The 24974-nt window shown below is 66.6% G+C and carries 25 protein-coding genes and 1 pseudogene; 15 read left to right on the top strand and 11 right to left on the bottom strand.

Translation table 11 applies throughout. From position 1 onward, the window contains the following. A pseudogene (locus tag AC1DN0_RS12455) lies at window positions 1–326 on the bottom strand (NADP-dependent malic enzyme); the annotation flags it as partial. Between the two features lie 350 nt (window positions 327–676). Between AC1DN0_RS12455 and thiL the strand changes: the two are divergent. The 3 genes from thiL (at window position 677) to AC1DN0_RS12440 (ending at window position 2863) form a co-directional block, all read left to right on the top strand. Next, window positions 677–1657: a thiamine-phosphate kinase gene (gene thiL, locus AC1DN0_RS12450; protein ID WP_441635564.1), complete on the top strand. Its 981-nt coding sequence runs from the start codon at window positions 677–679 to the stop codon at window positions 1655–1657. Between the two features lie 105 nt (window positions 1658–1762). After that, window positions 1763–2329 carry a phosphatidylglycerophosphatase A family protein gene (locus AC1DN0_RS12445; protein ID WP_035875449.1) on the top strand — a complete coding sequence of 189 codons (567 nt, stop codon included), beginning with the start codon at window positions 1763–1765 and terminating at the stop codon, window positions 2327–2329. Between the two features lie 36 nt (window positions 2330–2365). Further along, window positions 2366–2863: a CinA family protein gene (locus tag AC1DN0_RS12440; RefSeq protein WP_035875451.1), complete on the top strand. Its 498-nt coding sequence runs from the start codon at window positions 2366–2368 to the stop codon at window positions 2861–2863. Between the two features lie 39 nt (window positions 2864–2902). Here AC1DN0_RS12440 and pyrF read toward each other — a convergent pair whose 3' ends face one another. After that, on the bottom strand, window positions 2903–3721 hold the full coding sequence (gene pyrF, locus AC1DN0_RS12435) for an orotidine-5'-phosphate decarboxylase (protein ID WP_441635561.1): 819 nt from the start codon (window positions 3719–3721) through the stop codon (window positions 2903–2905). 170 nt (window positions 3722–3891) lie between these two features. Here pyrF and AC1DN0_RS12430 point away from each other — a divergent pair, with 170 nt between their 5' ends. After that, entirely contained in the window at window positions 3892–4794 is a 903-nt protein-coding gene (locus AC1DN0_RS12430) for a DMT family transporter (RefSeq protein ID WP_045237114.1), read from the top strand. Window positions 4795–5293: 499 nt separating this feature from the next. Next, the gene (gene corA / locus AC1DN0_RS12425; RefSeq protein ID WP_035875456.1) at window positions 5294–6256 is read left to right on the top strand and encodes a magnesium/cobalt transporter CorA; all 963 of its coding nucleotides are present in this window, start codon (window positions 5294–5296) and stop codon (window positions 6254–6256) included. 29 nt (window positions 6257–6285) lie between these two features. On the opposite strand, the gene mtgA is transcribed toward corA, so the two are convergent. From mtgA to mpl, 8 genes are all read right to left on the bottom strand, one after another. After that, entirely contained in the window at window positions 6286–6987 is a 702-nt protein-coding gene (gene mtgA / locus AC1DN0_RS12420; protein ID WP_441635568.1) for a monofunctional biosynthetic peptidoglycan transglycosylase, read from the bottom strand. A gap of 93 nt (window positions 6988–7080) precedes the next feature. Then, a complete protein-coding gene (aroE, locus tag AC1DN0_RS12415) occupies window positions 7081–7974 on the bottom strand; it encodes a shikimate dehydrogenase (protein ID WP_081862466.1) in 894 nt (297 codons plus the stop codon). Then, the gene (locus AC1DN0_RS12410) at window positions 7974–8843 is read right to left on the bottom strand and encodes an energy transducer TonB (RefSeq protein ID WP_441635566.1); all 870 of its coding nucleotides are present in this window, start codon (window positions 8841–8843) and stop codon (window positions 7974–7976) included. Before AC1DN0_RS12410 ends, aroE begins: the two co-directional genes overlap by 1 nt. 161 nt (window positions 8844–9004) lie before the next feature. Next, window positions 9005–11128 (bottom strand): ribonuclease catalytic domain-containing protein, encoded by a 2124-nt coding sequence (locus AC1DN0_RS12405; protein WP_477145752.1) that lies wholly within the window; start codon window positions 11126–11128, stop codon window positions 9005–9007. 181 nt (window positions 11129–11309) lie between these two features. After that, complete coding sequence (gene fabG, locus AC1DN0_RS12400) at window positions 11310–12050, bottom strand: 3-oxoacyl-ACP reductase FabG (RefSeq protein ID WP_441635557.1); 741 nt, start codon at window positions 12048–12050, stop codon at window positions 11310–11312. Window positions 12051–12115: 65 nt separating this feature from the next. Next, a complete protein-coding gene (locus AC1DN0_RS12395; protein ID WP_441635555.1) occupies window positions 12116–12736 on the bottom strand; it encodes a chorismate--pyruvate lyase family protein in 621 nt (206 codons plus the stop codon). 7 nt (window positions 12737–12743) lie between these two features. After that, the gene (locus AC1DN0_RS12390) at window positions 12744–13364 is read right to left on the bottom strand and encodes a YqiA/YcfP family alpha/beta fold hydrolase (RefSeq protein WP_441635553.1); all 621 of its coding nucleotides are present in this window, start codon (window positions 13362–13364) and stop codon (window positions 12744–12746) included. A 12-nt stretch (window positions 13365–13376) separates the two neighbouring features. Beyond that, on the bottom strand, window positions 13377–14765 hold the full coding sequence (mpl, locus tag AC1DN0_RS12385) for a UDP-N-acetylmuramate:L-alanyl-gamma-D-glutamyl-meso-diaminopimelate ligase (protein WP_441635551.1): 1389 nt from the start codon (window positions 14763–14765) through the stop codon (window positions 13377–13379). Between the two features lie 351 nt (window positions 14766–15116). On the opposite strand from mpl, the gene AC1DN0_RS12380 reads away from it, so the two are divergent. From AC1DN0_RS12380 to AC1DN0_RS12335, 10 genes are all read left to right on the top strand, one after another. Then, the gene (locus tag AC1DN0_RS12380) at window positions 15117–15821 is read left to right on the top strand and encodes a UDP-N-acetylmuramate--alanine ligase (protein WP_441635549.1); all 705 of its coding nucleotides are present in this window, start codon (window positions 15117–15119) and stop codon (window positions 15819–15821) included. A gap of 77 nt (window positions 15822–15898) precedes the next feature. Then, window positions 15899–16447, top strand: coding sequence for a TlpA family protein disulfide reductase (locus AC1DN0_RS12375; RefSeq protein WP_441635547.1), 549 nt, complete (start codon window positions 15899–15901; stop codon window positions 16445–16447). Between the two features lie 206 nt (window positions 16448–16653). Continuing rightward, on the top strand, window positions 16654–17148 hold the full coding sequence (gene aroQ / locus AC1DN0_RS12370; protein ID WP_441635545.1) for a type II 3-dehydroquinate dehydratase: 495 nt from the start codon (window positions 16654–16656) through the stop codon (window positions 17146–17148). 160 nt (window positions 17149–17308) lie between these two features. Next, the gene (accB, locus tag AC1DN0_RS12365; RefSeq protein ID WP_441635543.1) at window positions 17309–17767 is read left to right on the top strand and encodes an acetyl-CoA carboxylase biotin carboxyl carrier protein; all 459 of its coding nucleotides are present in this window, start codon (window positions 17309–17311) and stop codon (window positions 17765–17767) included. A 191-nt stretch (window positions 17768–17958) separates the two neighbouring features. Beyond that, on the top strand, window positions 17959–19326 hold the full coding sequence (accC, locus tag AC1DN0_RS12360; protein ID WP_477102593.1) for an acetyl-CoA carboxylase biotin carboxylase subunit: 1368 nt from the start codon (window positions 17959–17961) through the stop codon (window positions 19324–19326). A gap of 43 nt (window positions 19327–19369) precedes the next feature. Further along, window positions 19370–20284 (top strand): 50S ribosomal protein L11 methyltransferase, encoded by a 915-nt coding sequence (prmA, locus tag AC1DN0_RS12355; protein WP_276291423.1) that lies wholly within the window; start codon window positions 19370–19372, stop codon window positions 20282–20284. A 9-nt stretch (window positions 20285–20293) separates the two neighbouring features. Next, window positions 20294–22144 carry a DUF3426 domain-containing protein gene (locus AC1DN0_RS12350; RefSeq protein ID WP_477102592.1) on the top strand — a complete coding sequence of 617 codons (1851 nt, stop codon included), beginning with the start codon at window positions 20294–20296 and terminating at the stop codon, window positions 22142–22144. Between the two features lie 71 nt (window positions 22145–22215). Beyond that, window positions 22216–22716, top strand: coding sequence for a thiol peroxidase (tpx, locus tag AC1DN0_RS12345; RefSeq protein ID WP_035875481.1), 501 nt, complete (start codon window positions 22216–22218; stop codon window positions 22714–22716). 114 nt (window positions 22717–22830) lie between these two features. Next, entirely contained in the window at window positions 22831–23778 is a 948-nt protein-coding gene (locus AC1DN0_RS12340) for a carbohydrate kinase family protein (RefSeq protein WP_477145751.1), read from the top strand. A 21-nt stretch (window positions 23779–23799) separates the two neighbouring features. Beyond that, window positions 23800–24267: an outer membrane lipoprotein gene (locus tag AC1DN0_RS12335; protein WP_441625527.1), complete on the top strand. Its 468-nt coding sequence runs from the start codon at window positions 23800–23802 to the stop codon at window positions 24265–24267. Between the two features lie 244 nt (window positions 24268–24511). Here AC1DN0_RS12335 and AC1DN0_RS12330 read toward each other — a convergent pair whose 3' ends face one another. Continuing rightward, on the bottom strand, window positions 24512–24829 hold the full coding sequence (locus tag AC1DN0_RS12330) for a DUF167 domain-containing protein (RefSeq protein ID WP_441625529.1): 318 nt from the start codon (window positions 24827–24829) through the stop codon (window positions 24512–24514). Window positions 24830–24974 lie beyond the last annotated feature (145 nt).

Genomic DNA, 24974 nt, shown 5'->3' with positions numbered 1-24974 from the left:
CCTTCCATGACCGGCTTGGAAGCCGCCGGACCGATGTCGCCCAGGCCCAGCACGGCGGTGCCGTTGGTGATCACGCCGACCAGGTTGCCGCGCGCGGTGTAGCGGAAGGAATTGGCCGGATCGACCACGATTTCCTCGCACGCGGCGGCGACGCCCGGCGAGTAGGCCAGCGCCAGGTCACGCTGGTTGGACAACGGCTTGGTCGGCGTGACCGAGATCTTGCCCGGCGTCGGAAACTCGTGATATTCCAGGGCAGCTTTGCGCAGCGCCTCACGCTGCTGCTGCTTCAGGTCTTCTGGGGGCGTGGGCTGCTGGGGACTGGTCATCGGCGCATCTTCCGGTCGGTGGAGCCGTTATTGACGTTACTGGAAACGAAATGGCGGGCCGGCTCCACGTACCCGCGGTCTCTTCCTCTGGAACCCCGCATTTTATATTGTGAAATATTATTTCACAATAAGCGTTTTGCGCGGAGCACCTTTGCGTTTCGGTACAATATGCCGCAAGCCGCCAGGGCTGACCAGCAGGGCGAAACCCGCCCCGGCGCGGTCCTGGAGCCGGGATGTGAGTCACGCCGGCGAGCTGCCGCACCGCATGACGCCAGCTTGCCACCGCAAGCCATTCGTGTGGCGGTATTACCCAGCCCTTCGCCGAATCTCCGCCGCCTCGAAACCTCCCCATGCCCGAAACCTCCAGCGCCCAGCTCTCCGAGTTCGACCTGATCCGCCGTTTCTTTACCCGGCCCGCGCACAAGGCCGTGCTGGGTGTGGGCGACGACTGCGCGCTGATCGAGGGGCGGCCCGGGCACCACCTGGCCATCAGCACCGACATGCTGGTCAGCGGACGCCACTTCTTCCCCGACGTGGCGCCGCGGGCGCTGGGCCACAAGGCGCTGGCCGTCAACCTGTCCGACCTGGCGGCCATGGGCGCGGAACCCCGCGCGTTCACGCTGGCGCTGGCCTTGCCCGAAGCCGATCCCGAGTGGCTGGCCGAACTGGCCGCGGGCATGCTGGAACTGGCCGATGCCCACGGCTGCGAGCTGATCGGCGGCGACACCACCCGCGGCCCCCTCACGCTAAGCCTGACGGTGTTCGGCGACGTGCCCGCGCACAAGGCGCTGCGACGCGATGCCGCGCGCCCCGGCGACGACATCTGGATCTCCGGCACACTCGGCGATGCCCGCCTGGCGCTGGGCGACTGCCGCGGCGAATGGCTGCTGCCCGAGCCCGATTTCACCGAGGTGCGCCCGCGCATGGAGACGCCGACGCCGCGCGTGGCGCTGGGCATGGCACTGCGCGGAGTGGCTCATGCCGCACTAGATATCTCCGACGGCCTGGTTGGCGATCTCGGCCATATCCTGGCACGCTCCCAGGTGGGCGCCCTGCTCAACGTCGATGCCCTGCCGCGCTCGGAGGTGATGGCCGGCCAACCCGAGGCGCGCCAGCTGGAATGCACGCTGGCCGGTGGCGATGACTACGAACTCTGCTTCACCGCGCCCGCCGGCACCCGCGATGCCGTCGCCGCCATCGGCGCGCGGCTGGGGCTGCCGCTGACGCGTGTCGGCGCCATCACCCCCGAACCCGGCTTGCGCCTGGTCAACGAGGACGGCGACCCGAGCGCTTACTCGGGCAGCAGCTTCGATCACTTCGCTTCCTCCTGACAAGCCAGCGTCCGCCGTGTCATCATGCAGYCATGCCGGGCGCCAGACCCTGCCCGGACCCGTTGTCCGGAAAAATCCCATCCGAACCATACGAGCCAATCCTTGATGTCCGCCTACCCGCCCGGGCCTTCCGCGCACGATCCCGCCCTGACCCTGGAAGCCGGCCAGGCCGCCAAGGTCCTGCGCCCCACGGCGCGCTTCATGCTCTCCCACCCCGCCCACCTGATCGCGCTGGGCTTCGGCTCCGGCCTGTCGCCGGTTGGCCCCGGCACGGTCGGCACCCTGTATGCGTGGCTGTCATACCTGGTGATCTCGATGTGGGTGCAGCCGGAGGCCTGGCTATGGCTGATCGCCGGCGGCTTCCTGCTAGGGCTGTGGGCCTGCGCCCGCACTGCGCGCGACATGGGCGTGCACGACCACGGCAGCATGGTCTGGGACGAAATCGTGGCGTTCTGGCTGGTCATGGCCTTTGTGATGCCGACCGGATTCTGGGGCCAGCTTGCGGCCTTCCTGTGGTTCCGCCTGTTCGATATCGCCAAGCCGGCGCCGATCGGGCATCTCGACCGCACGCTCAAGGGACCCGGCCTGCGCGGCGGTTTCGGCGTCATGTTCGACGATGTGATGGCCGCCTTTTACACGCTGCTGGTGTTCGCCCTGTGGCGTTCGCTGTAATCCGCACTTCCCGCAACCCTTACTGAATCCGCCATCATGTCCGTCAGCCGCTTGCTCGACCAGCTTGCCGTCCAGGTCGGTATTTCCCTGAACGAGAAGTCGCTGTTGCTCGCTACGGCGGAGTCCTGCACCGGCGGGCTCGTGGCCGCGGCCATTACGGATGTATCGGGTTCGTCAGGCTGGTTCGAGCGTGGCTTCGTCACCTACTCGAACGAAGCCAAGTCGACCATGCTGGGAGTGCCGGCCAAGCTGATCCGCGATCACGGCGCTGTCAGCGAGGAAGTGGCGCGCGCCATGGCCGAAGGTGCCCTGCTCAACAGCCGCGCCCAGGTGGCGCTGTCCATCACCGGCGTGGCCGGACCGACCGGCGGCACGCCGGAAAAGCCGGTTGGCATGGTTTGCTTCGGCTGGAGCAACCGCATCACCACCACGGTGGAAACGCAGCGCTTTCGCGGCGACCGCCAGCAGATCCGCCGCCAGGCCGCCGAGTACGCCATCCGCGGCCTGCTGGAACTGGTCCGCAACGAGGCCTGAGGCATGCAGCGGCCTGACGGCCGCCAACGATGCGGCGGTTCAGCCCTGGCGGTAGCGGTTGATGGTTTCGCGTGTCTGCAGCGCGACGTTGCGCGCGGCGCTGGCGAAATCCTTCTCGCGGCTGGCATAGAGGATGGCGCGCGAGGAATTGATCATCATGCCAGTGCCAGCGGCAGTACGCCCGGCGCGAACGGTAGCCTCGATATCGCCGCCCTGGGCACCGATGCCCGGGATCAGCAGCGGCATGTCGCCCACGATCTCTCGCACCTTGGCAATCTCCGCGGGGAAGGTCGCCCCCACTACCAGCGACATCTGGCCGTTGGTATTCCAGCGCGTGGCGGCCGCTTCGGCCACCACCTGGTACACGGGCTTGCCGTTCACCGGCAGGAACTGCACATCCGAGCCGCCAGGATTTGAGGTGCGGCACAGCACGATCACGCCGCGATCGGGATAAGCCAGGTAGGGCTCCATCGAATCCAGGCCCATGTACGGATTGACCGTGACCGCATCGGCACGGTAGCGCTCGAAGGCTTCGATGGCGTATTGCTGCGCGGTCGAGCCGATATCTCCGCGCTTGGCGTCCAGGATCACGGGAATTCCGGGGTGGGCGTCATGGATATAGGCGATCAGCTGCTCAAGCTGGTCTTCGGCCCGCTGCGCCGCAAAATAGGCAATCTGCGGCTTGAAGGCGCAGACCAGGTCGGCGGTGGCGTCAACGATCTCGCGGCAGAAGGAGAAAATGGCGCCGCCCGCGCCCGTCATCGACAGGGGCAGCTTGCCGGGATCGGGGTCGAGCCCGACGCATAGGAGGGAATCGTTGCGCTGCCAGGCTGCAGCCAACTGCTCGGTGAATGTCATGGAATGCTCGCTAATCTGGGTCGGCCGCATCGGCTGCGCGCCGAGCCCTGTGGGCCGGGTCGGCGCTCCCCCGCGGCAACAGTCGTTCTGCGATTTTACCCGTTGCGTGCTATCTTCTGCCGTTCTTCCTCGATACAAAGAGCGGCGTCGCACACAGCCGCCACCCCGCCATGTCTCTCGACCGCCGCAGCCTGGTGCTGCTCGTCATCCTCACACTCGCCTGGGGCATCAACTGGCCCATCATGAAACTCGGCGTGGCGCAGTTCCCGGCCATGGGATTCCGTCTGCTCTGCATGGCCGGCGGCGTGCTGGCGCTGGGGCTGGCCTTGCGCCTGCGCGGCGAATCGCTGCGGGTCCCGGCGGGGCAGTGGCCGACCGTGATCAAGCTGGCGATACCCAACATGGTGTTCTGGCATCTGCTGGCGATCTGCGCCGTCAAGATGCTGTCTTCCGGGCGCGCCGCCATCCTTGGCTACACCATGCCGATCTGGGCCGTGGTCTGGGGCCTGGTGCTGTTCCGCGAACGCATTGGCGCCGCCGCCTGGATCGGCATCGCCTGCGCGCTGGCCGGCACCGCGCTGCTGCTGTCGGGCGAGATCGCGGCGCTGACCGGCAGCCCGGGCGGCACCCTGCTGATGCTGGGCGCCGCGGCCGGCTGGGGCCTGGGCACGCAGATGATGAAGCGCAGCAAGATCGAAATGCCGATCGGCGTGCTGACCTTCTGGATGCTGGTGGTCACGCTGCCCTTCCTGCTGCTCGGCACGCTGCTGCTCGAGCACGGCTGGCGCCTGCCCAATGCCGTGGAGTGGGGGGCGATCGCCTATAACGCGGTAGTGGTGTTCGCCTACTGCCATCTCGTCTGGTTCATGCTGGCGCGCAGCCTGCCGCCGGTGGTGTCGAGCCTGTCGATGATGTTCATCCCGGTGGTCGGTGTGTTCTCGGGCATGTGGATGCTGGGCGAGCAGCCGCACTGGCAGGACTATGCCGCGATCGTGCTGATGTTCGCCGCCATGGCCTCGGTGCTGCTGGTGCCGCTGTTGCGCCGCTGGCGCCGGAGCGCGCGGGCGGCATGACGGCAACACTGTGCGCCGGGGCCTGCATTCACCCAGATTTCACTTAACAAGCCCCCCTCGTTGGGCTACACTCGCGGCCATCATAATCCCGGAGAAACTACGTGGGCAGTAGCATCGGGTGTTCGTGTTGCCGCAGCCAGATTGCGATCGCACCGAATGYCATGTCACTGCGGGCTGCGTAACGACGACCGCCGGAGCCGGACCATCCCGCTCCACCGCCTCGTCGGACTCGCCCGCAGCACATACTGCGGGTGAGTGTTCTTCCGTGCCCCTGACGGCCGCCGCCGCGCGCGCCGCTTCGTCCCGGACTTTCCCTCTCCCGGCTTGCCAGCCATGAACGGCAAACGCCATCGCCTTGCACGCTCGCAAAAGCGCGCAGCGCGATCACGCTTGCCAGCGGGCTCATGCTTCGCCATTGCGCGCGAAGCGTGAGTTCGCCCGGGGCCGGCCAAGCCTAGCCTGCGCGTTTCTTCGCCAAACGCAACAAGGAAGCCCTGGGATGATCAACCTGTTCGTCCTGCAGAAAGGCCGGCTCGCACAGGAGCAGGTCGACGATCGCAATGAACTTCTGCAGCACAAGCCGATCTGGATCGACGTCATCAGCCCCGATGAAGAAGAACTCGCCTGGATCAAGGAAGCGTACGGCGTAGCCCTGCCGGAACTGGAAGACCTGGGCGACCTGGAAGCCTCGGCCCGCTACTTCGAGGGCGAAGACGAGAACATCCATATCCGCACCGACTTCCTGCTCGATGAGGAAGAGATCTCGCGCAACGTGCGCGTGGCGTTCGTGCTGACCCGCGACGTGCTGTTCTCCATCCACGACGAAGACCTGCCGGTGTTCCGGCTGGTGCGGTTGCGCGCGCGCATGCGGCCGGGTTCGGTGCGCAACGCCAAGGATGTGCTGATGGATCTGTACGCCACCGATGCGGAATACTCGGCGGACTCCATCGAGGAAGTCTACGAACGGCTGGAGGAAGCCAGCAAGCGCGTGCTGGCCGAAAACGTGACCGATGCCGCCGCCGCCGACGTGCTGGAAACCATCGCCCGCGAGGAAGACCTGAACGGCCGCATCCGCCGCAACGTCATGGATACGCGCCGCGCGGTCTCCTTCCTGATGCGCAGCCAGTTGCTGTCGGCCGAGCAGCAGGACGAAGCCCGCCAGATCCTGCGCGATATCGACTCCATCGAGAACCACACCGCGTTCCTGTTCGACAAGATCAACTTCCTGATGGATGCCACGGTCGGCTTCATCAACATCAACCAGAACAAGATCATCAAGCTGTTCTCGGTGGTGTCGGTGGCGCTGATGCCGCCCACGCTGATCGCCAGCATCTACGGCATGAACTTCAAGCTGATGCCGGAACTGGACTGGTCCGCGGGCTATCCGTGGGCGATCGGGCTGATGGCGGTGTCGGCGGCGATTCCGCTGGTGTATTTCAAGCGCAAAGGCTGGCTGAGCTAAGTGGCGGCGCGGCTGCCGCCGCGCTCAGCTCAGTCCGGCAGCGTGGCCGCGCCCATGCGGCGCGCGATGATATTGGCCTTGGCCTTGAAGTTCACGCGCACATTGGCGCAGTACTGCTTCTTGTCGAAGCACTTCGGCGCCGGCAGCGCGGCGGCCAGGCGCGCTGCCTGGCCCACGCTGAGCCTGGCCGCGCTGGTCTTGAAGTAGTGCTGGGCAGCGGCCTCGACCCCGAATACACCTTCGCCCCACTCCACTGAATTCAGGTAGATCTCGAAGATGCGTTGCTTGTCGAGCCAGAACTCGAGCATCCAGGTAATGGCCAGTTCCTGCCCCTTGCGCAGGTAATGCTGCTCTGATGAGAGAAAAAGGTTCTTCGCCAGTTGCTGGGTAATGGTGGAGCCGCCGCGCACGATGTGGCCGCGCTTCTTGTTGCGCTCCCACGCTTCGAGCATGGCGTCGAGTTCGTAGCCGGGATGGTTGACGAAATCGGCGTCCTCGCTGGCGATCACCGCGCGCTTGAGGCTGCGCGAGATATCGTCATAGCCGACCCAGCGGCGGTCCACCTGGCAGCTCCAGAATTGAAAGCCGCACAGCCGCCACTGCTCGGCCCGCATGAACGCCGTGGACGACGGGTTCACGTATTGCCAGGCAGCGATCTGCAGGAAGAAATAGACCTGCATGGCCAGCACGCCGGCGATCAGCGTGCCGAGCAGGTAGGCGAGCCAGCGCAGCGGCTTCAGACCGCCGCCGCGCGTGGCAGGCCCCGAACGGTCGGTACGCTTGCGCTCAGCCATGTTCGATGCCTGCAGGCCGCAGCGCCGCGCTCAACGCGCGGCTTCGGCCTGGAGTTCGGCGCGCAGCGCTGCCAGCACGGGGGCGGTGGCAGGCCGCACGCCGCGCCAGTTGTAGAAGGCTTCGGCGGCCTGCTCGACCAGCATGCCCAGCCCATCCGCGGTGCGCGCGCCGCATTGGGCGGCGAACTTCAGGAACACCGTGGGCTCGGCGCCGTACATCATGTCGTAGGCGAGCACATCCTTGCCCAGCAGTTCCGCCGGCACCGGCGGCAGTTCGCCCTGCAGGCTGCTGCTGGTGGCATTGATCACCACGTCGCAGGCGTCGTCCTCGGACAAACCCGCGAGCGCGTCGAAGCCGCCGCCCCACAATTCCACGCCGTACTCGTCGGCCTGCTGAGCCACGTTTTCCAGGATGTCACTGGCGCGCTGGGGTGTGCGGTTAGCCACCACGATGCGATCGGGCCGGCAGGCAATCAGCGGCAGCATGGCGCCCATGGCCGCGCCGCCGGCGCCCAGCAACAGGATGCGCTTGCCTTCGAGCAAGGTATCGAGATTGATCTCGATGTCCCGCGTGAGGCCGACGCCGTCGGTGTTGTCGCCATGGATCACGCCGTCCTCGATCCACATGGTATTGACCGCGCCGGCGCTTTCGGCGCGCGGCGTCAGGCGCTCCGCCAGGTCATAGGCTTCGAGCTTGAAGGGCACTGTCACGTTCAGGCCGTGGCCACCACCCTCGAAGAAGGCACGCACGGTGGCAACGAATCCGTCCAGCGGCGCCAGCAGGCGCTCGTACTCGACGGCCTCGCCGGTCTGCTGCGCGAAAGCGGCATGGATGGCGGGCGAGCGGCTGTGTGCGATGGGATTGCCGATCACCACATAGCGGTCGGCCTGGGTCTGGGATTGCATAGTCGTAGTAGAGGACATCATCGGGCCTGTAAGCGAGTTTCCAGCCCACTGCGCGAAAACTTGAAGGTGGAGATGACTTCGAGAATATCCTGGCGCGCCTGCATCTGCGCTGAGAACTGGCCAAACGGCGCCGCGGCCCGCACGATCGCCACCGCCTGGCGGTCCAGCGCGGGATCGCCCGAGCTCTTGACCACGTCGATGGCATCGATGTTGTAGCCGTCGCGGTTATAGCCGAGCTTGCCCTGCCGGTTGACGTTGATCACCAGGATCAGTTGCCCGTACAGCGGCTTGCCGTTGCGCTGGGGAAAATCGGTGGTGCCGCGCGCCTCGATCTTCTGGCGCAGGCGGTCGTAGTACTGCGCATATTCCACTTCCTGCGCGCTGGTGGCGGTGAGCTGATAGCGCTTGGGACGCTTGGCGTATTGCTCGAGGTTGCGGCCGATCTCGGCTTCGAGCTTGGCCATCTCATCGAGCGAGGTACGTTCGTCCTGCCCGCGCAGTGGATGCTCCATGCGCTGCTGGCCGGGCTTGAGCGGCTGGCTGTGCACGGACGGCGCGGCTTCGCGCGACTGCGTCATCAGGCGCTGCTGCTCCTGCTCCATCTGCTCCACGCGGCGCTGCATCTGGCGCACCAGGTCGCCGTCCTTGGTGACGGTCTGGGCCGGCAGTGGCGTGGTCGCGCGCTGCTGGTCCTGCTCGCCGCCACCGTCGAGGTTGGCCTGGGCCAGCACGGTGGGATTCTGCGGACGCTGCGCCGACTTGGAATTGACCAGCACCACGTCGAGCGCGGCATCGGTGCGCTTGATCTCGAACGCCTCCGGCGCCACCACGCGCACGGTCAGTAGCAGAACATGGGCAAGCACCGAGACGACCAGCGCCTTGGCCATCGTGCTGCTGGCGTTCCACCACTGGCGGGGAGAAAAAGCGGCTTTCACGATGGGCGGGACGTTGGCTGGACGGCGTCGATGGGACAAGACCGGGGCCGGGGTCGGTCGGACCCCGGTTCAGACTGCGATTGTAAGGGAGCGCCTCGTTTTTTCCGAGAACCTCAGCCCGCGCCGCCGGCGCCGGTGTCGCGTGTCTCCGACGAAGCGCCTTCGCTTGTGGCACCTTCGGCACTCGCGGCGTCGCCCTCGGCGCTGCCTTCCGCGGCCACGCCCTCGGCGGCGGCTTCGGCTACCTCCTCGGCGGCAGCTTCAGCGGCAGCTTCGGCCGACACTTCGCTGGCTTCGTCGTCGCCTTCCAGTTCTTCCGACGGCAATTCGCCTTCGCCGGCAAAGATCTCCAGGACCCGGCACGACACCTCCAGCGAGATTTCGTCGGTTGCGCCGATTTCCAGCAGCACCTGGGTTCCGCGCGAGGCCTGGACCAGTTCGGGCACGCGCGTGACCAGCGGGATCTCGGCAAAGCGCACCGCGCCTTCCTTGAGCACCGAGCCCATCAGGCGTTCGCGCTTTTCCTGTTGCAGCCAGCGCAGGCACCAGTAGCGTTCCATGGTCGACTGGTGATCGGCATAAGCGGCGTAGGTGCCTTCGAAGTCGGCTACGGCAGCCAGCAGGTCGGAGTCCTTGGGCTTGAACGGCGCCACCAGCTTGGCCGTGATCCCATGCTGGGCCACCGCCAGGATCTGCCACTGGTTGACCAGGTCGACATAGCGCCGCAGCGGCGAAGTGCTCCAGGCGTACTGCGCCACGCCCAGCCCTTCATGCGGGGCCGGATAGGTCTGCATGCGGGTGCGGTGCATGCCCCAGGCCTTCTGCGTGCGGTAGATGCCCGGCACGCCGTGGYCTGCGAGCAGCTTGCCCCAGGTGCTGTTGGCCAGGATCATCAGTTCGGCCACGATCTTGTCGAGCGGAGAGCCGCGCCGGCGCTGCTCGATGCGCACTCGCTCGCCGCCGTCGGCCAGTTCGTCGAGGTAGAAGTTGTAGTCGGCGCGGTTGTGCGACTCGGGCCGCAGCCCGCTCGCCAGGCGCGCCTTCTGGCGTTCATCGTGCAGCCATCCGGAGAAGTGCCACAGCTGGGTCAGCGCCTCGCGGAACGGGTAGTCGCCGGTGCCCGCGGCAAGCGCGGCCTCGGTCACCACGTCCTCAAGCAGGTTGTGGCGCAGGTTGGCCGCGATCATGACCATTTCGGCACGGGTCTCGCTGCTGACGATGGCTTGCTGGGCCGGATCGTAGACCACGTACAGCGACAAGGCCGGGCACTCGCGCCCTTCCTGCAACGTGTAGCGCTCCACCACGTCGTCGGGCAGCATGGTGATCTTGTCGCCGGGGAAATACACGGTCGACAAGCGCTGGCGCGCCACGGCATCGAGCGGCTCGCCACGGCGGATGCCGAGGCCGGGGGCCGCGATATGGATGCCCACGCGGATCTGGCCACCGTCGAGCGGCGTGACCGACAGCGCATCGTCGATCTCGGTGGTAGTGACGTCGTCGATGGAAAACGCCTCCACCTCCGCGCGCGGCAGGTCGCCGACGGGTTCCGGCACGGGCACGTCGGGAAAGCCCGTGCCCTTGGGAAAGCATTCGGAGAGGAATTTGGCCTCATGCAGCGCGCGCGGGCTGGCAATGCCGCCCACTGCCACCATCAGCCGCATCGGCGACATGCCAAGCGCGGTGCAGGCGGCGTCCATCGCCTTGTATTCGAGGCTGTTCTTGTCGGGCTTGAACAGCAGTTGCAGTGCCTTGCCGCGGAAGGCGTCGGGCAACGTCATGGCCTTGAGCTGGGCTTCGTACTCGGCCTGCACCAGGGCTTGCTGCTTCTTGCGCTCGAGCGCGGCGAGCGCAGCCTTCAACTGGTCTTCCGGCGCGCGCTGGTAGCGCCCGCGGCCCTTGCGGCGGAAATACACGGGATTGCCGTGCAGCGTCTGCGCCAGCGCAGCTTGCTGCACCACGCTCGCACCCGCACCGTAGTATTCGGTCGCCAGGTCGACAAAGCCGAATTCTTCTTCCGACGCGCATTCCCACAGGAATTCCAGGTCGACCTCGCCGGCCAGCTCGGCGGTCTGGCGCACCAGCTCGATCGCCGACGGCTGCGCGAATTGCAACAGTACGTCACGCGACTTGACCTTGGTGCGCTTGCCCGCGGGCAGCTCCACCTGGTACGACTCGCCCTGCTGGGTCAGCACGGTGCCGGCGCGAATCTCGCCGCCTTCTTCGAACAGCAACTGCATGGATCGGTACTTTCAGAAATGCCGGGAACCGTTCTGGAAAACAAGCGCCCTGGCGCCTTGTAACGCCTGTGGGAACGGCCCGGTGAGGGAAATGGTGCAAGGCCGCCCTCAGGCGAGACGGCAACCGGACCTGAGATGATACCGCACCGCGCCGGCCGCAAGCCCGGCGCGGGTCAAGCTGTTACAGCGACATGCCGCCGCTGGCCTCGATCGCCACGCCATTGACGTAGCTAGCGTCGTCGCTGGCCAGGAAGGTATAGATGCTGGCGATTTCCGCCGGTTCGGCCAGCCGGCGCAGCCAGCAGGACGATTTCATGCCGTCGAGCACCTTCTCCGGCACGGTCTGCAGGATCTCGGTCGCGACGAAGCCCGGGCAAACCGCGTTGACGCGCACGCCCTTCGGACCCAGCTCGCGCGCCCACGTCTTGGTAAAGCCGATCACGCCGAATTTGCTGGCCGCATAGTTGGTCTGGCCGAAGTTGCCGTACAGGCCCACCACACTAGATGCATTAAGGATCACACCGCTGCCCTGTTCGGTCATGATCGAAGCCACCGCCTGCGCGCAATTGAATACGCCCTTGAGGTTGACGTCGATAACCGCGTCGAACTGAGCCTCGCTCATCTTGGCCAGCCGCGCATCCTTGGTGATGCCGGCGTTGTTGACGAGGATGTCGATGCGGCCGTGTTTGGCGAGCGTGGCCGCGACCATGGCGTCCACTTCGTCGCGGCGCGTCACATCGACCTTGAAGGCACTGACGGTGGCACCCGTCGCGGCGAGGGTCCCGGCGGCGGCACGCACGCGCTCGTCCTTCACGTCGCAAAGCACCACCAGCGCGCCTTCTGCGGCAAAGCGCTGCGCGGTGGCAAAGCCGATGCCGGCGGCAGCGCCGGTGATGATGGCAACACGTCCCTGCAATTTCATGATGTTGGTCTCTTCTTCTTGGTAGTGGTCGTGGGATGTTCTTGCTTTGGATGGGTACTTGCGAGCTACTGGTCCGAACCGCCCTGATCGGACGCGGGCGCATTCGGGCTTTCCGGCGCGGGCCGCTGCCGCAGGTCCGGCAGGAATACCTCGGTCACCAGCATGACCCCGCCGCCGCGCCGGAAGACCGAGCGCCGCGCCGGCAACATGGAGGACGGCGGCGGTTCGCGCATCGCCGGGACCGCCTGCTCCAGCCGGCGCCGCAACGGGTGATGCGGCAACAAGCGCGCAAATGCGAACGGCTCGCGCAGCACGCGGGGATCGACAAACAGTGCACCGCCCAGGGGTCGCTCGCCCAAGCCGCGCAGGAACGGCCAGTCGCGCCGGGCATGGTCGGGTTTCACCACCGTATGGGCAAAGATGGCCGGGACGCCATCGCAGACCAGCAGTACCTCCCGCGCCAGCGCGCGATGGCGCGCTGGCAGGCCCAGCGCCTGCCATTCGTCGGCCAGGGCAAGCTCCATGCGCTGCGCCAGGCAACGCACCCGGAACCGGCTCGACGCCGCCACCAGCCGTGCAGTCAGCGAGCCGTCACCAATGACCCAGCGGCGCAGGTTCGCGCTGATGGCGGGATCTTCGGGTAAATGGGAGTGCCAACCGCTGCGGCGCACATGCGCCCCGCTCATACCGCGCTCATGCCTGCGGCTCCAGGTTGGCCGGGCTGATCTGTCCAGCGGGACCATAGCCGCAGAAGGCCAGGACTTGGTCGACGTAGCCGGCGAATTCGCTGATGCCGTGGTCGCTGCCCTCAATGACGCGCGTATGCGCGCCGGGGAACGCCGCCAGCATCTCGCGATAGTCCAGCACCTCGTCGCCGGTGGCGGCCATGAGGAAATAGCGCTCCGGCCGGGTGATGGCTTCGACCCGCAACGCCAGTAGTTCGTCCAGATGATGTCGTTCCACGCGCACCGAACCTCCGCCATGCCAGAGCGGCTGGTCGCCCAGGTAGCGCTCGAGGTCGGTCCACGGATGCACCGCCGGATTAAGCAGCACCGCGCGGCAGCCGTGGCGCTCGGCCAGCCGGCGGGCATAGAAACCGCCCAGCGAAGACCCGACGATGGTGAGCGGCTGCGCGCCGCCCGCCTGGGATGCCGCGATCGCCGCTTCCGCCTGGGCGATGGCCGCCGCCGGCGACACATTCAGCACGGGGCAGGCGTAATGGCGGCCAACGCCCCATTCGCGCATGCGCTCCTGGATCAGCCGCGCCTTGAACGACTGCGGCGAGGAGCGAAAACCGTGCAGGTACAACAACATGCCGGCCCCCGCTCAGGCTGTGGCGCCGGCAGCGAAGGCATCCAGCAGCTTCTGGTGCACGCCGCCGAAACCGCCGTTGCTCATCACCAGCACGTGGTCGCCAGGGCGCGCCGCGGCGCGCACCGCCCGCACCAGCGCGGGAAGATCGCTGAAGGCGGCAGCCCGCTCGCCCAGCGGCGCCAGTGATTCGGCCAGGTCCCAGCCCAGGGCATCCTTGCCGCTGGCCGCGCCGTAGCCGAATACGAGGTCGGCCGCCTCCAGGCTGGCCGGCAGTTGCGCCTTCATGACGCCCAGCTTCATGGTGTTCGAGCGCGGCTCCAGCACGGCCAGGATGCGCGCCCCGCCAACCCGCTTGCGCAGGCCGTCGAGCGTGGTCTGGATCGCGGTGGGATGGTGAGCAAAGTCGTCATAGACCGTGATGCCGTCGACCACGCCCCGCACTTCCATGCGGCGCTTCACATTGGCAAAGCGCGACAGGGAATCGATCGCCTGGGCCGGCGGCACGCCCACATGCCTTGCCGCCGCGATCGCAGCCAGCGCGTTCAGGCGGTTATGCGTGCCCTGCAAGTCCCAGGTGAGCCGTCCCTGCAGTGCCTCGCCGAACCAGACATCGAAGCTGTCTTGCGCCGCGCCGCCAGTGGCGCCGGCAGGCTCCCCGGCACGCCAGTCGCCCATGCCGAACTGCTCCGTCTCGCTCCAGCAGCCCCGCTCCAGCACGCGCGCCAGACTCTCTTCCGCCCCGTTGACGATCAGGCGGCCCTGCTCCGGCACGGTTCGCACGAGGTGGTGGAACTGGGTCTCGATCGCGGCAAGATCCGGGAAGATGTCGGCGTGATCGTATTCCAGGTTATTCAGGATGGCCGTGCGCGGACGGTAGTGGACAAACTTGCTGCGCTTGTCGAAGAACGCCGTATCGTATTCATCGGCTTCGATCACGAAGAAATCGGACTCGGTCACGCGCGCCGACACCCCAAAGTTCTGGGGCACGCCGCCAACCAGGAAACCCGGGTTGTAGCCCGCACCCTCCAGGATCCAGGCCAGCATGGAAGTCGTTGTGGTCTTGCCGTGGGTTCCCGCCACCGCGAGCGTCCATTTGCCGCGCAGCACATGCTCGCCCAGCCACTGCGGGCCGGATGTATAGGGCAGGTTGCGGTTGAGGATGGCTTCCATCAGCGGATTACCGCGCGAGACCACATTGCCGATCACGAACAGATCCGGCGCCAGCGCCAGTTGGCTCGGATCGAAGCCCTCGATCAGTTCGATGCCCTGGGCCTCGAGCTGCGTGCTCATGGGCGGATAGACATTGGCATCGCAACCGGTCACGCGGTGGCCAGCCTGCTTGGCCAGTACGGCAAGGCCGCCCATGAATGTGCCGCAGATACCGAGGATGTGAATATGCATGGGATTTGGGATTCGGCGGGCCTGGGCGGCCGGGCCTGTGGCTTCTGAATGAGGGGGAATTGTACCTGAGGGGGGCAGGGGGAATCCCGAGGGATGCCTGCGGCACCGGGCGGAAATCCACTTCCGCAGGGTGCCCAGCGAGCCCCGGAAGCCGTTCGGTTCGAGCCGTGCAACCCGCCCCGGAAGGTCGCTCCCCGCAGGGGGAGCCGTCTTTGACTTTGAAGTTAAACCGCTAAAGCTGGCTTTAACGGGAAATCCGCCAGCCAACGGAATCTCAAGCCTCCCAGCCCACTCTAAGAAACCAAACCCCGCTCGGGGCGCTTCCCCCAATCCCTCCGGTATCATCTCCACATGCCCCGCCGCCCCACCCTGGACCCCATCCGCCTGCGCGAAGAAATTGCGCAGGCCGCCGCCCGCATGATCGCGGAAGACGGTGCCGACTACGCCACCGCCAAGCGCAAGGCCGCGCGCCAGTTGCTGGGCGACATCCGCGTAACCGGCGAGTGGCTCCCCGACAACGAGATGGTCGAGGCCGAGGTCCGCGCCTACCAGGCGCTGTTCCATTCGGACAGCCAGCCGCGCGTGCTGGCGCTCCTGCGCCGCCTGGCCATACTGGTCATGAGTGACCTGGCCGCATTCCGCCCCTACCTGGCCGGGGCGGTACTCAACGGCACTGCCACCGAGCATTCGGACGTCTACCTCCAGTGCTTCTGCGACAGCCCCAAGGACCTCACCCTCCACCTGCTCAACGCCGGTGTCGATTTCGATACCAGCGAAAGCCGGCACTTTGCCGGCCGTGGCGAGGTCGAGACCTTGAGCTTCCTCTGGAAGGGCCAGTGGCCCACCCAGAGGGAGGCGCGGCTGCTGGCGGGGGAAATCCGCGCCGAGCTTGGCCAGCCCGTTGGCATTCATATAGCGCTGTATGATGCGGATGATGAACGTGGCGCGGTCCGGGCAGATGCCGGCGGCCGCGTTGCCCGTGCCGACCTGAGCGCCGTGCAGGCACTCGCGGCGGCGGCCGCGTCCGACACGCCCGACACGCCCGAAGCAGCCTGAGCACCCGAACGGCGTGGTGCCTTCCGTTCCGCCCCGGGCCTTTTCTGCCATCTATCAGCCGCTAACTTCCTGCTGCCATGCCCCCTTCCAATAGCACTTCCGTCCGCCGCAGCCGCCTCTGGGTCTGGCTCGCCGTTGCTGTCGTCGCTGCCGCTGCCGGCGCACTGGCCGGTCATTATGTGTTCTCGCCCAAGCCAGCATCCGACGAGGCGGTGGAGGCGTTCCTGCGTACGCAACTGCCTGACCCGACCGGCGCGCAGGTCGATTTCGCGAAGTTGCGGGGCAAAACCGTAGTTGTGAACTTTTGGGCACCCTGGTGCGGGCCATGCGTCGAGGAGATGCCCGACCTGACCGCGCTGCACAAGGAGTACTCGGGGCGCAAGGTGGAATTTGTCGGCATCGGCATCGATTCGGCCAACAATATCCAGCAGTTCATCCAGAAAGTGCCGGTCTCTTACCCGCTGGTGGTGGCGGGCTTTGCCGGTACGGAGTTGTCGCGTAATTTCGGCAATGCCGCCGGCGGGCTGCCCTATACAGTGATCATTGCGCCCGACGGCACGGTCAGCTACCGCAAAATGGGCAGGGTTTCCCCTGATGAGCTGCGCGCCGCGCTGCCTCGCGGCTAGGCATAAGATTCTTGATTTGGGGCCATTTTCATCTAATCTTTAGCGATCATCAGGCAAATTAACCGATTTCCGATGGCACAGATCGAAAGTGCCGGATCAGACCAAAAAACTCGCCCGCCTGGAAGCTGCCTATGTCTGCGCTGCTAGACAAATCACTCTAAGCTACGGTAATCTCCGCGCAATTTCGTTGAAATGGTCGAGCCGCCGTGATCGATACGCCTCCCGAACGCCGCTCCGCCCGCTACCGCAAGGTGCTGGTCCTGCATGGACCTAACCTGAACCTGCTGGGCACGCGCGAACCGGAAACCTATGGACACACGAAACTGGTCGATATCGACTTTGCTCTTGCACAGCGCGCAAGGCAGGCCAATATCGCCCTGGCTACGTTCCAGTCCAACCACGAGGGGGCACTGGTCGATCGTATCCATGCAGCGCGCGACGAGGGCGTTGACTTCATCATCATCAACCCGGCCGCCTACACGCATACCAGCGTGGCGTTGCGCGATGCGCTGGCCGGGGTGGCGATCCCTTTCGTGGAGGTCCACTTGTCGAACGTGCATCGGCGCGAGGACTTCCGTCACCACTCCTTTTTCTCGGATGTGGCGATCGGCGTGATCTGCGGACTTGGCTGGCAAGGCTACCTGCTGGCGCTGGACTATGCCCTCGGGCAGGAGCTGGAGCAGGCGCCCCTAAAGGCCTGACCCGGCCGCTTTATTTCATGACATTTACCGCGCCCCCGGCGCCTGTCACGTCCCCGCTGTCTCGCGCGGCGGACGTAGGCAGCCCGCCGGACGCATGAGTTTTTCCCGGACGAAGCCGCCAGAGCGGCAAGCCGGACAACCCGATTCAGGAGGATAGAAGATGGACCTGCGCAAGCTGAAGACGCTGATCGACCTGGTGGCCGAGTCCGGCATCTCCGAGCTGGAAGTCACCGAAGGCGAAGGCAAGGTGCGAATTGTCAAGGCACCGCCGCAGGTCATCGCCGCGCCGATGGCGATGCAACCGATGCAGGCACTGCCCCCGGCCGCCGGCCCCGCCGCGGCGCCCGTTGCCGGCGCCGAGCCGACCGCACCGCAACTGCCGGTTGGYCATGTGGTGACCTCGCCGATGGTCGGCACCTTCTATCGCGCCCCCTCGCCGGGCGCCGCGGCCTTCGTCAACGTGGGCGATACCGTCAAGGAAGGCCAGACTGTCTGCATCATCGAAGCGATGAAGCTGCTCAACGAAATCGAGTCCGACAAGGCTGGCGTGATCAAGGAAATCCTGGTCGAGAATGGCCAGGCGGTGGAATACGGCCAGCCGCTCTTCATCATCGGCTGATACTGACCGGCATGCCGCGCCGCCCGCAGCCTGCGCCGGATGTTCCGGCCGACCGCGCCGGCGCAGGCGAACCGGACGTGCCGCACGGGCCTCGCCCCGGTGCCAGCTCCCCCGCCCGCACTCCGGCCACCGCGCCGGGGGCGCCATGATCCGCCGCGGTGGGACCGCCTTTCTCCTCGCAGAGAGTGACTATGTTTGAAAAAATTCTGATCGCGAATCGCGGTGAAATCGCCCTTCGCATCCAGCGCGCCTGCCGCGAGCTTGGCATCAAGACCGTAGTGGTGTATTCGGAAGCCGACAAGGAAGCCAAATACGTCAAGCTGGCCGACGAAGCCGTCTGTATCGGCCCGGCGCCTTCGCCGCTGTCCTACCTCAATATGCCGGCCATCATCTCGGCCGCCGAGGTGACCGACTCGCAAGCCATCCACCCAGGCTACGGCTTCCTGTCGGAAAACGCCGACTTCGCCGAACGCGTGGAAAAATCCGGCTTCGTCTTTATCGGCCCGACCTCGGAAAGCATCCGCCTGATGGGCGACAAGGTCTCGGCCAAGCAAGCCATGATCAAGTCCGGCGTGCCGTGCGTGCCGGGCTCCGAAGGCGCCCTGCCCGACGATCCCAAGGAAATCCTGGCGATCGCGCGCGCCGTCGGCTACCCGGTCATCATCAAGGCGGCGGGCGGCGGCGGTGGCCGCGGCATGCGCGTGGTGCACACTGAAGCGGCCCTGGTCAACGCGGTCAACATGACGCGCGAGGAAGCCGGCCGTGCCTTCGGCAACCCGGAGGTCTACATGGAGAAATTCCTGGAGAACCCCCGGCACGTCGAAATCCAGATCCTGGCCGACCAGCATCGCCAGGCGATCTGGCTGGGCGAGCGCGACTGCTCGATGCAGCGCCGCCACCAGAAGGTGATCGAGGAAGCGCCCGCGCCGCATATCCCGCGCCGCCTGATCGAGCGTATCGGCGACCGCTGCGCCGAGGCCTGCAAGAAGATCGGCTACCGTGGCGCCGGCACCTTCGAGTTCCTGTACGAGAACAACGAGTTCTACTTCATCGAGATGAACACGCGCGTGCAGGTGGAGCACCCCGTCACCGAGATGATCACCGGCATCGACATCGTGCAGGAGCAGATCCGCATCGCCTTTGGCGAGAAGCTGCGCTGGCGCCAGAAGGACGTGCAACTGCGCGGCCACTCCATCGAATGCCGCATCAATGCCGAGGATCCGTTCAAGTTCACCCCGTCGCCCGGCCGCATCACCGCCTGGCACATGCCCGGCGGTCCCGGCGTGCGGGTCGACTCGCACGCGTATGATGGCTACTTTGTGCCGCCCAACTACGATTCGATGATTGGCAAGATCATCACCTACGGCGCTACCCGCGAGCAGGCCATTGCCCGCATGCGGATCGCGCTGTCGGAAATGGTGGTGGACGGCATCCAGACCAACGTACCGCTGCACCGCGAGCTGATGCTCGATGCCAACTTCGTCGAAGGCGGCACCAGCATTCACTATCTCGAACACCGCCTGGCCCAGAAGAACGTGGCCAAGGGCGGCAAGATCTGAAGCCCCGGCGCGGCCAGCATTAACGGATCGACAAGGATCGCCTGTGGCATTTCAGGAATGTGTGATCGAAATCGCACAAGACCAGGCAGAAGCCTGGTCTGACGCACTGTTCGACCTCGGCGCGCTGTCGGTATCGGTGGAAGACGCCGATGCCGACACGCCCGACGAGCAGCCGCTGTTCGGCGAGCCCGGCATGGAGCCGACTCGCCTGGCATGGAACCGCTCGCGCGTGGTGGCGCTGTTCGACGACAGCACCGATCCCGTGCTGGTGGTGGCCGCTGCTGCCAATGCGCTGGGTATCGACCCGGTGCCGCCGTACCAGTTGCGGCCGGTCGAGGACCAGGACTGGGTGCGCCTGACGCAATCCCAGTTCGAGCCTATCCGCATCGGCGAGCGCATCTGGGTGGTGCCGTCGTGGCACGAAGCGCCCGAACCCGACGCGGTGGTGCTGGAACTCGATCCCGGCCTCGCCTTCGGTACCGGCAGCCATCCCACCACGCGGCTGTGCATGCAGTGGCTGGAACAGAACATCAAGGCGGGTGAAACCGTGCTCGACTACGGTTGCGGCTCGGGCATCCTCGCCATCGTGGCGCGCAAGCTCGGCGCGGGCGACACGCTCGGCATCGATATCGACCCCAACGCGGTGGAAGCCTCGCGGTACAACGCTGAGCGCAATCGCGTGGAAGCCACTTTCGCGCTGCCGGAAACCGTTTCCGAGGCCAGCTACGACCTCGTCGTCGCCAATATCCTCTCCAATCCGCTCAAGCTGATGGCGGCCATGCTGAGCGCCCGCGTGCGTCCCGGCGGCCGACTGGTGCTGTCGGGCGTGCTGGAGCGGCAGGCGGAGGAAGTCGCCGCTGCCTACGCGCCCTGGCTGCCCATGTCAGTCTGGCGCAGCGAGGAAGGCTGGGTGTGCCTGCACGGCACCCGCGGTGAAGGCCCCGGCGTCCAGCCCTGAGCCCCGCCAATGGCCGCAGCCAAGCTCGTCACGCGTTGCCCGGCCTGCCGCACGGCGTTCCGGCTGGTTGCCGATCAGTTGCGGCTGCGGCAGGGCCTGGTCCGCTGCGGCCAGTGCGACACCGTTTTCGACGCGCGTGAACACCTGATCGAACTGCCGGCGCCCGAACCGGCCAGCGAGGCCGCGGTCGCCGCCGAGGCTGCCGCAAGCGTGGCTGCCCCAGCGCCGCCGCAGGAGACGGCCCCGGAAAAGCCCCACCGCCGCTCGCCGCGCACGCCGCACGAGAAGTCCCACGAAGAAGCGATCGAGGGTGCTCACGACACGGCACACGGGCGCGCGCCGCGAACCCCACGCAAACGGCACCATGCCGAGGCGCCCCCTGAAACGGCAGCACCTGACGCGCCTGGCCCGCATGCTGCCGAGGCCCTCGCCGCGCCCCAGGAAGCGCCGCATGACGAGGCTGCCGAATCCGGTGAGGACCGCCCCTACATCCCTCCTTTCGATCCCGGCTTCGATCCCGGTTACGACGTGCCGGCGCTCGACGCGCCCACCGTGATGCTGTACCAGACGCAAGCGGAAGCCGATGAGGCTGCGCACGCCGTCAACCTGCAGGCGGAGCCGGAAACAGGCGCCGTGGAGGCCGAGGAAGCGGCTTCCGCCGTGTTCGTGCCCGGCATTGTCGATGGCGAGGAGGCTGACGTTTCCGCCACGGACCAGGCAATCGAAGCATCTGGCGCAACTGAAGCAGTCGAACCAACCCAGGCAACCGAGTTAGCCGATGCAACCGAAGCATCCGATGCAACGCATACAGCCAGCGTAGCCGACATAGCCGGTGCCGCCGCCGACGCCTGGCACGAAGCCGGCGTCCCGGCAGCGGGCGACACACCCGCCGCCACGCCGCAAGCCACCCCCTGGCCACAACTGGACCCCGGGACGCTGGCCGACGACCTGCCACCGCAGGCCGCGCCCCAGGCCATCGCCGGGGCCACCGCCCTGGACGACGATGCGGAACGTGAAGCGCAGGCCGCCCATGGACATGCGGCGCAACTGCCGCCACTAGCGGCCGGCGACAACGATGCAACGCATGCCGCGGACATCGCCGATACCGCGGACACGGCGCAAGCCAGCGATGCGGTGAACGACGTAGCCACCGCCGGCCACGCCCCCGCCAGTGCCCGCGCCGAAGCCGACGCCGCGGCGGTCCCGAGCGCGAGCGGCTACCTGCGCGCCGAAGCGCAAAGCGACTTTCCCGAGATTCCCGAGCCCGTGGCGCGCGAACAGGCGTCGCGCCTGCGGGCGGCGAGCGAGGAGGCCGCGGCGCCGGCCTTCGCGCCGGACTTCCTGCGGCACGCACGCGAGCGCGGGCCGGGCCCGGCCCGGCGCAAGCGCACGCTGCAACGCCTGGCGATCGCCTTGCTGGTGCTGGCAGGACTGGTGCAAGTAACCTATCTGGCGCGCAGCCAGCTGTCGGGGCGCTTCCCGATGCTGCGCCCGGCCTTCGAGGCGGTCTGCGCACCGCTGGGATGCGAGGTGGCGCCGTGGCGCGACATCGACGCCCTGCGCATCGAAAGCTCGCTGCTGCAAAAGCAGGACGAGGACTCCGACGCATACCTGCTTGCCGTCACCTTGCGCAACCAGGGCCGGGCGACCGTGGCACTGCCGGCCATCGAGCTGGTCATGACCGACCTGCAGGACCAGTTGCTGTTGCGCAAGGTACTGCAGCCGGCCGATTATCTCGACGCCGGACAGCAGGCCTTTGCCACGCACGGCCTGCGCGCAGGCACGGAGCTTCCGGTTCGGGTACGATTCCGTTCGCAGCAGGCGGCGGCGAACTACCGCGTGCTGATCTTCTACCCCTGAATTCCACACGGGCCCGCCGCTCATCCCGGGCGCCCCCGAATCACGGGCCCGCATTTCACACAGGAGCACATATGAGCAACGTCACCCTCGGCGGCAACGCCATCGAAGTCGGCGGCAAATTTCCGCAAGCAGGCGACAAGGCCCCCGCGTTCTCGCTGGTCGGCAAGGACCTGAAGGACGTCACGCTGGGCGACTTCGCCGGCAAGCGCAAGGTGCTCAATATCGTCCCCAGCCTGGACACCCCGGTGTGCCAGGCCTCCGCGCGCAAGTTCAACGAAGCCGCCAGCGGCCTCGCCAACACCGTGGTGCTGACTATCTCGGCCGACCTGCCCTTCGCCATGGGCCGCTTCTGCACCGCTGAAGGCCTGGCCAACGTGGTGCCGCTGTCGCTGATGCGCGGCGCCGATTTCAAGGGTAACTACGGCGTGGACGTCAAGACTGGCCCGCTCGCCGGCGTGACAGCGCGCGCCGTGGTGGTGCTCGATGAAAACGACAACGTGAAGTACAGCGAACTGGTCTCGGAAATCAAGAACGAGCCGAACTACGACGCCGCACTGGCCGCGCTGAAGTAAGCGCGCCACCAGCCAGGCGCGGCCACCCGGATGACCGGGTGGCCGTTTTTACATTCAGTGGGCACCGCCACGAGCGGGCGCCCCATAGCAAGCACTGCAAGAATTGGAGAGAGCATGTCCAGCCTGATCTGTGGCTCCGTCGCCTACGACACCATCATGACGTTCGAGGGGCATTTCCGCGAACATATCCTGCCCGACCAGATCCACATGCTGAACGTGTCCTTCCTGGTCCCGTCCATGCGCCGCGAGTTCGGCGGCTGCGCAGGCAATATCGCCTACTCGCTGAAGCTGCTGGGCGGCGAGCCCGTGGTCATGGCCACCGTGGGCGCCGACGCCGAGCCTTACCTGCAGTACCTGCGCGCGCTCGACATCAGCACCGAGCACATCCGTACCCTGCCCGATACCTATACGGCGCAGGCCATGATCACCACCGACCTGGACAACAACCAGATCACGGCGTTTCACCCGGGCGCGATGAACCAGTCGCAGCTCTCGCAGGTGCAGGATGCGCTCGGCGGCAGCAACGCGCCTACCCTGGGCATCGTCGCTCCGGACAGCCGCGAAGGCATGCTGCACCACGCCCGTCAGTTCGCCGAGGCCGGCGTGCCSTTCATCTTCGACCYGGGCCAGGCCATGCCGCTGTTCAACGGCGACGACCTCCGCCAGTTCGTTGAACTCGCCAGCTACGTGACGGTCAATGACTACGAAGCGCAAGTTCTGTTGTCGCGTACCGGCTGGACCAGCGAGGAAGTTGCCGCGCAAGTCCAGGCCTTCATCGTGACCCACGGTGAGCAGGGCGCGAGCGTCTTCGCCAACAAGCAGAAGTACAATATCGCTTCCGTAAAAGCGGATCGGGTCATCGATCCCACGGGCTGCGGGGATGCGTTCCGCGGCGGCCTGCTTTACGGCATCGAACGGGGCTTCGACTGGGAAACAACAGGCCGCCTTGCCAGCCTGATGGGTTCCATCAAGATCGCGCACCAGGGTCCGCAGAACCACAAACCGTCGCGCGACGAAATCGGTGAACGCTTCCAGTCGGCTTTTGGTTATCGCTACGAGTAACACCTTTACGGGATGGATCCCATGCATACCCTGCTTCGCACCAGCGCCATCGCGCTCGCTGCAGCCGCCACCCTGGTGGCCGGCTGCGCTTCGCAGTCGAACTCCGCCAGCATCTATACGCCGGGCCAGGCTCAGCGCGAGCAGACCTTGCGCTACGGCGTGGTCGACACCGTGCGCGAGGTGCTGATCCAGGGTAACCAGACGGGCGCCGGCACCATCGCCGGCGGTGCCATCGGCGGCATCGCCGCCGGCAGCACCATCGGCAGCGGCGGCGGCTCGGTAGCCGCGGGCGTGCTGGGCGCGGTGCTCGGCGGTATCGCCGGCAGCATGGCGGAGAACAAGATCAACCAGCGCCGTGGCCTGGAGATCACCGTGCGACTGGACAACGGCGAGATGCGCGCCATTGTCCAGGACGCCGACGAAGCCTTCCGCCCGGGCGAACGCGTGCGCCTGCTGTCTTCCGGCGGCACGACCCGCGTTACGCACTGAGCACGGCACCCGGGCCGCGCGCAGCGCGCCTGTCCGCTGCAGCGGGGGCTGGCGCTACACGGGTACGAGAAGGCCGCCCAACGGCGCCTGCGACAGTTTAAGGCGACCTCGGGCCGCAACCCCGACCCTGACCTGCCAAAGCGCTGCCTCCTCTACGGAGGCAGCGCTTTTTTCTTGCCGCGATCCGCGCCCGCCCGAGCCTCGCCTGTGGAAGCAGGCCGACGGCCTGGCCGTCCGGATGCACTCAGCTTCCTGTCGCCAGCAACGTCGCGGCCACTTCGTCGGGATCCCGCCCCGCCGCGGCCAGCACCAGGGTCTTGCGTCGTGAGGCCTGACCGCTCTTCAGCGTGACCGAACGGCGCGGCAGGCCCAGCGACGCGGCCAGCCACTGGCACAGGGCTTCGTTGGCCTTGCCGTCCACGGGCGGTGCCGCCAACCTGATCTTCAGCACACCGTCATACTCGCCCGCGGCCGCGGTCGTCCTGGCGCCGGGCTGCACATGCACCGTCACCACGATCTCATCTTGCCCGGAGCCCTTGCCCTGGCGGCACCATGCGGCCATCTACGCCTCTCCTGCTTTCCGGATGTTCAAATGCGCAATCGCCAGGGTGATCCGGTGCCCGGGCGCGCATGAAAAAACCCGCCGGGCTTTCACCATCGGCGGGTTGGCAAGACTGACGTCTTGCGGACCGGATACGCAGTATCCG

This window comes from Cupriavidus sp. 05N39, assembly GCF_056397325.1.
Note: the sequence above shows the minus strand (reverse complement) of the source record. Positions and strands in the feature narration are given on the sequence as shown.